The 6,533-nt window shown below is 52.9% G+C and carries 2 protein-coding genes; one reads left to right on the top strand and one right to left on the bottom strand.

Annotation, left to right across the window (positions count from 1 at the left end):
• Nucleotides 1-2: 2 nt before the first annotated feature.
• Nucleotides 3-4,931: an SdrD B-like domain-containing protein gene (locus tag IQ235_RS15465; protein ID WP_264322338.1), complete on the top strand. Its 4,929-nt coding sequence runs from the start codon at nucleotides 3-5 to the stop codon at nucleotides 4,929-4,931.
• A gap of 337 nt (nucleotides 4,932-5,268) precedes the next feature.
• Here the strand turns inward: IQ235_RS15465 and dnaN are convergent, their stop codons facing one another.
• Complete coding sequence (gene dnaN, locus IQ235_RS15470) at nucleotides 5,269-6,528, bottom strand: DNA polymerase III subunit beta (protein WP_264322339.1); 1,260 nt, start codon at nucleotides 6,526-6,528, stop codon at nucleotides 5,269-5,271.
• Between the last annotated feature and the right edge of the window lie 5 nt (nucleotides 6,529-6,533).

Genomic DNA, 6,533 nt, shown 5'->3' on the forward strand with positions numbered 1-6,533 from the left:
GGGTGAATTGGTCGTCCCAAATTATGGGGCTGAAATTTTTGGGTGCCGGGGGGTCGGGTACGCTCTTCGATGCCGTTCAGGCCGTGGAATACGCCACGATGATGAAACAGACCTACGGGGTCAACATCGACCTAACCAATAACAGTTGGGGTGGCGGTGGCTTTTCCCAGGCGCTGTCCGATGCGATCGAAGCCGCTGGCGATGCAGACCAGTTATTCGTCGCCGCTGCGGGAAACAGTGCCAGCGATAACGATGCGTTCCTGGCCTACCCCGCTAGTTACGACCTGGATAACATTATCTCCGTTGCTTCAACAGACCACAACGATGACTTATCGGGATTTTCCAATTTCGGCGAAACGTCGGTAGATTTGGGCGCACCGGGTTCTAGTATCTGGAGTACCCTGCCCAACGGCCAATACGGTTTCTTAAGTGGAACGTCCATGGCCTCTCCCCACGTCGCCGGAGTAGCCGCCCTCCTGTGGTCTCAGGATGAGGATTTCACTGCCTTAGAGGTGAAAGAGCAAATTCTCTCCAGCGTCGATCCGATCGCCGCTTTGGATGGAATTACCGTCACCGGAGGACGGTTAAACGCCTTGCAGGCCCTGGTTTCTCCCGTCGCCGGCAGCATTGAAGGCAGCAAGTGGCACGATCTCGATAGCGATGGGGTTCGGGATAGCGGAGAACCGGGGTTAGAAGGGTGGACGATTTACCTCGATGAAAACAAGAACGGCGCACTCGACTCCGGCGAACGTTCCACCGTCACCGACGCCGATGGCAACTATCGCTTTAATTTCGTTCCCCCCGGAACCTATACCGTCGGGGAAGTGGTGCAACCGGGATGGACGCAGACCTTTCCCACGACGGATGCCGAGGAACGGTTGTTTGCGGTTCCGGCCGATGGCACCCAGGATATCGTCGAGTTAGACCCGGTTACCGGCGCGGAAATTAATCGCTTTACCGTCCCGTTCGAGCCACCTAATAACGGCCCCGAAGGCTTGGCATTCGATGGCAGCAGCCTATTTTTCACCAGTGGGAATGGTTCGAGTAACAAGAACCTTTTGCAGCTCGATCCCGACACCGGGGCTATTCTGGATGTCGATCCCCTCGACCCCACGCGAGCGGGGAACGGATTAGCCGCTCTGGGGGGCAAAATTTACATTTTGGACTTTCTCAACAGCGATATCGTCGAATTTGACCCGTTCCTGGGGGTTGACGGGACGGTTACCAACGTTCTCGATATCGATGTCCTCAATCCTGGGGTGAACCTCACCGGGGGGCTGACGGCGATTACCGGCCCGGATGCTCTGCTGGCAACAGATGCAAGCGATCGCGTTTATGAAATCGATCCCACAACCGGGTTGGTTTCCAGTTCCTTTGGTTTGGGAACGGCGATTTCCGATGATGGATTGGCAGTGGTGAACGGGGAAATCTACGTCGGTTCCACCGATGCGGTTTCTGTGATGGACGTGTTCGATCGCACCGGAACGTTCCAGCGAACGGTGAGTTTGCCCAATCCTGTTTCGGCTTTGGGTGGGGATGATGCCAGTGTGGCGGAGTCCGTCACCGATCTCTCCTTGGTATTCGGCGAGTTTGGCGGCAACCTCAATCTGGAAATTAACGGCGACTTCCGCAATTTTGAAGACTTTGCCGACATCGACGGCGATACCGTTGGTGGGGTGGATGTTTCTGTCGTCAATGGTTTTGGGGATGACCAAGGGACTCTGCAATTATCCGGCGACATCTCCTCTTTCTCCGTCGGCGGACAAGAACTCTGGATCGATGATGTGGAAGCAAGTTCCAATGCCGTGGGATTTGAAGGGTTGCTCTTCCCCACCAGTTACAGCGTCGGCGAGACCTTTGCCGATGCTGGTGCTGCGGTGACGGTGAAACCGTTTGCATTTAGCAATGGAACCCTGACGAATATCGGTTCGGCTAGCGTTGACAACACCGGTCAGGCTGGCGGTTCCGGTCAGGATGTGAATCTCAATAACGTCAATCTCAGCTTCAATTTCAGCGAGGTTCCCGGAACCCATACGGTTGAGGTGGGCGAAAACGAAGACATCACCGATATCGACTTCGGCAACCGCCTCTCCAACCCGGCGGAAATTACTGGGGTGAAGTGGAACGATTTGAACAAAAACGGGATTCTCGATGCCGGGGAACCAACGCTATCGGGATGGACGATTTACCTCGATGCCAACAACAACGGCGAACTCGATACCGGGGAACTTTCCACTGTCACCGATGCCGACGGGGAATATACCTTCGACAATCTTTCTCCCGGTTCCTATATCGTTGCCGAGGTGCAACAACCGGGTTGGGGACAAACGTCTCCCTTCCTGGGTTCGATCGAACTCTTCAATGCCGACTTCAGCGACAGCAACGACAATCCCAGCCTGGATGGATTTACCATCGACAATACCGGCGCGACGGTTCCGGGACTGTGGCATCTCTCCACCGGACGCGGCAACCAACCGGGTCACTCCGCCCAGGATAGCCTCTACTTCGGCACCGGAGAAGGGCCCGGTGGCGGCGGCAATTTCGATGTCGGACATACGGCCGGCCGGATTACCTCGCCAACGATCGATCTGACGGGAGTTATCGATGCCGAACTCGCGTTTAACTACGTCCTCGCCAGTGAAGGGGGGAATCCTTGGGATAGTGCCCGAGTTTTGGTCTCCGAGAATGGCGGTGCGTTTGAGGGTATCGCCTCGAATGCCGGTTTACTCGACGATCCGACGACGGGTTGGACCAGTGCCACCCTGGATTTGGGCGATTATACTGGCAGTTCGATCGAGATTCAGTTCGACTTCGACACCATTGATAGTGTCGCCAACAATTTTGAAGGCTGGTACGTCGATGACGTGGTGGTTTCGGAAGTGGGTAAAGGAACCCATATTCTGGAACTGGCACCGGATGAAGTCGCCACCGACATTAATTTCGGTAACGCCGAACTCGACCCTGGGGAAATTCAAGGCATCAAGTGGAACGATATCAACGGCGATGGGATTCAAGATGCCGACGAACCGGGATTGGAAGGCTGGACGATTTTCCTCGATGATAACGAGAACGGCGAACTCGACATCGGGGAACAGTTTACGGTTACCGATGTCAGCGGGGAATATTCTTTTGTCAACCTAACTTCGGGAACCTATACCGTTGCCGAGGTGCAACAAGAGGGGTGGCAGCAGACTTCTCCCGGTGGCAGTCAGGTTCTTACCTTTGACGATATTGGTGATGTTGACTCGTTTGCACCTATTCCTACAAATTACGGCGGTTTAGTTTGGTCGAATGACTTCTCCTACCATAAGGATTCAACTTTACCTGGGACCGGTTATGACAATGGAACGGTTTCTGGAGAGTATGTTGCCTACAATTCATTTGCAAACCCGACGAGTGTTAGTGGCGATCCGTTTGATTTTGACAGTGCTTACTTGACAGCGGCTTGGGTTGACGGACTGAACGTTCAGGTCGTCGGTTCTTTGGATGGCGTTGAAAAGTACAATCAGACCGTTACGGTGGATACAGATGCTCCCACCTTATTTGAATTTGGGTTCTCAGATGTCGATCGAGTAGACTTTAATTCCTTTGGCGGTGGAGACCTTTCGCACCTTGTCTTGGATGATTTTGAGTTTACCACCACGGGCAATGTTGGCAATGGTGTCCACACCGTCACCGTCAATCCAGGAGAAATCGTTTCTGACATCGACTTCGGCAACCAAAGCCTGCTGAGTGAAATTTCTGGTAGCAAGTGGCACGATCTCGATGGCGACGGCACTCGCGATGATGGAGAACCGGGACTGGCCAACTGGACGATTTATATCGACGACAACGACAACGGCGAACTCGATGCCGGGGAAACTTCCACCACCACCGACGAGTTGGGGAACTACTCCTTCTCTGTGGATGCCGGAAGCTATACCGTTGCCGAAGTCCAACAACAGGGATGGGAACAAACTGCCCCCATTACAGGAACTCACGAGGTTTCTGTTGCCCCCAGTGAAACCATCGACAGCATCGATTTCGGTAACATCGCCCTGCCTGGGGAACTCTCCGGCAGCAAGTGGGACGACATCGACGGCGATGGCGTTCGCGATGTGGGCGAATCTGGGTTAGAAGGATGGACGATTTACCTCGACGACAACGGCAACGGCGCGTTGGATGGTGAAGAAGTTTCTACTGTCACCGATGCCGACGGCAACTACAGCTTCACCGATCTCGATGCGGGAAGTTATATCGTCGCCGAAGTTCTGCAACCGGGTTGGGAACAAACTGCCCCCACCGATGGGTTCCATACGGTGAATATCGATCCGGGTGAAGCGATCGCCGAACTCGACTTTGGCAACCGTTTCGTCGCCAATCTCATCGAAGGTACGTCCAATACAGAGAGTCTGGATGGAACCGCTGGGTTCGATTTCATTCGCGGTTTCGAGGGGAACGATCGCCTGCGCGGTTTGGGCGATCGGGACCTTCTCTTTGGCGATGAAGACCGAGATACCTTGCAAGGGGGTGGCGGCGACGATACCCTTGTCGGCGGTACGGGAAATGATATCGCCATCGGTGGCGCGGGGATGGATGTCCTGATTGGTGTCGATCCCGAGAGTTCCCAGCCGGGACTCGGAGAAGTCGATCGGTTCCGGGGTAACGACGACGGGGATACCTTTGTCCTCGGCGATGCATTGGCAGTCTATTACGATGATGGCAACGATGCCACTAGCGGTGGAGGCGATCGCGGTGTCATTGTTGACTTTGCTGTGGGGGAAGATACGATCCAACTCCACGGAACTGCCAGCGATTACGAGTTGCAATCCGCTTCCAATGGCACGAACATCTTCCTGAAAACGGATAATGTTTCCGAACTGATTGGTTTGGTGCGAAATGTCGATGTTTCCGAACTCGATCTCGAAAGTAGTTCCTTTGCCTTTGTTTAGAGTTTTGTAGGGGTAGTGCCCCCGTGCCTACCCCATCTGAATATTCTGCTAAATTTTGAAATCTTAAGGGCGATCTCTTCGGGAATTTTTCTGAGGCGATCGCCTTTCTTTTTAATCAATTAAACAGAGAACATTTTCATGAAAAAAGTCATTTTTATTTCCTTGAATTCTTACTCGATCGCAAGTATTTTGCTTGAAATACATCTATACATTAGAATTGCTGCAAAAAAAGAGTGTAGATTTTAACGATCTTAAAAATCATGAACTTAACAAAGGACAGCGAGAATTCTCGCTCTCTATTTAGATTTAACCATTCGTTGAAATGCATCATTTCAGACTAATTCCGAATCTGAACCGGCATCACCAAATGCGTCATTTTCGTTCCCCCTAACGGCGTTAAAATCACCGGAGAGGTAGGCGTATTTAGCTGAATTTGCACTTCCGATGATTGCAAATTTCTCAAAGATTCCGTCACGTAACGCACGTTAAAGGCAATCTCCAAACTCTCCCCAGAAATTTGCGCCGGCATGGCTTCTTTACCACTACCCACATCTGCTGCTTCTACCGATAGAGAAAGTTGCTGGTTCTCGGTATCCAAACTGAATTTAACAATGTTGTTCTTCCCAGCCATTACGGCAATCCGTTCTAAAGCACTAAGAAGTTGACGACGATCGACGTTCATTTGATTGTCGAACTGACGGGGAATTAGCTGTCGGTATGCTGGATACGATCCTTCCAATTTTCGGCTGGTGAGGCATTGACGTTCGCGTAGCGTCTGGGATGGAGAATCGCCTAGTTCGAAAACCACCTGTACCTCATCGCATTTGAGGGAGACGATATCGCCAGCGGAATGCTTGCCCAACATCCGTTCCAACTCCCGCAAGGCGATCGCCGGAATGGTAACGTCAAATTCTTCTACAGACCCGAGGGAGGGTTTCTCGGCTTCGGTTTCCGTCGCTTCGGCTTCTGTGGCTTCTGTGGCTTCTGTGGCTTCTGTGGCTTCTGTGGCTTCGGCTTCCTCCAATTCCTCTTCTGGATGCAGAGTTTCTACAACCGCGAGGCGATGTCCGTCGGTGGCGGCAAACTCCAACCCCTCAGAGGACACTCGCAAATGAACCCCCGTCAGCACTTGCTTGGTTTCATCGCTGCTGGTGGCAAAAAGGGTGCCTTTCAAGCCTTCCGATAAAGCTGCCGCACTCAGTTGAACCACTTTACCCGTTTCGATTTCTGGCAGTTCGGGGAATTCTTCAGCACTCATACCCCGCACTTGGTAATACTGCCCGCTTTTCGAGGTGACGGTGAACAGGGCATCTCCCCCTTCGTGGTGCAAGGTAATTTCACCGCTGGGAAGCTTAGAAACGATGTCGTTGAGGAGTTTTGCCGGGAGGGTGATATCGCCACCGTCTTCCACTCGGGCGGGAAAACCCGTGCGAATGCCCAAACTCAAGTCGAAGGCAGCGATGTGAACTTGATGGGTTTCGGCATTAGCGGTGAAGAGGAGGTTCGCCAGTACGGGGTGGGTGGGGCGAGAAGGCACGGCATGAATGGCAAGGGACAGATTCGCATTCAGCTCGCTTTGGTCGCAAACTAGCTTCATAGAGA

This window comes from Zarconia navalis LEGE 11467 (genome assembly GCF_015207075.1).
Taxonomy (GTDB): Bacteria; Cyanobacteriota; Cyanobacteriia; order Cyanobacteriales; family Geitlerinemataceae; genus Zarconia; species Zarconia navalis.

Coding starts and splice junctions, on each gene's coding strand:
- dnaN (WP_264322339.1), bottom strand. CDS start 6,528: ATGAAGCTAGTTTGCGACCAAAGCGAGCTGAATGCGAATCTGTCCCTT.